Here is a 644-nt window from a genome sequence, read left to right as displayed (position 1 = left end):
GCGCGTGCCCGAGGCGACGCCGATGCGTCGGGTGCCAAAGTCAAAAGCAAGAAAGATCTGATGCGACGGCGCCAACGCCGCCATCATGCGTGCCCCGCGTCCGAACTGAGCATGCGTGGGTCCACGCCCAGCAGGGCCAGTGCGCGCTCGTAGCGCTGCTCCACCGGCGTGTCGAAGATGATCTCGGGCGCCGCGTCCACCGTCAGCCAGCCGTTGCGGCCGATTTCCTCTTCAAGCTGGCCCGCGGCCCAGCCGCTGTAGCCGAGCGTGACAAAGATCTTCCTGGGGCCGGCGCCGTTGGAGAGCGCTTCAAGCACGTCGCGGCTGGTCGTCATCTCCAGGCCGCCGGGCACGGCCAGCGTGGCGTTGTAGTGGCCACCCTCTTCGTCCAGCGGCTCGTGCAGCACGAAACCGCGGTCGGTCTGCACCGGGCCGCCATAGAAGACGGGGCTGTCGGCCAGCGGTTCKGCCGGTGGGCTGAGTTCGACCTTCTCGAACAGATTGCCCAGCGTCAGAGAGATGGGTTTGTTGATGACGAGGCCCAGGGCGCCGTTGTCGTTGTGCTCGCAGAGGTAGACCACGGTGCCTGCGAAGGCCTCGTCGGCCATGCCGGGCATGGCGATGAGGAATTGGTTGGTCAGGAC

General features: G+C 66.7%; 1 protein-coding gene. It reads right to left on the bottom strand.

Features of this window, described 5'->3' with window-relative positions:
- Positions 1 to 83 precede the first annotated feature (83 nt).
- On the bottom strand, positions 84 to 641 hold the full coding sequence (locus AC1DU6_RS34440) for a YqgE/AlgH family protein (RefSeq protein ID WP_477862968.1): 558 nt from the start codon (positions 639 to 641) through the stop codon (positions 84 to 86).
- Positions 642 to 644 lie beyond the last annotated feature (3 nt).

The sequence above is a fragment of the Roseateles sp. P5_B10 genome (assembly GCF_056400485.1).
Note: the sequence above shows the minus strand (reverse complement) of the source record. Positions and strands in the feature narration are given on the sequence as shown.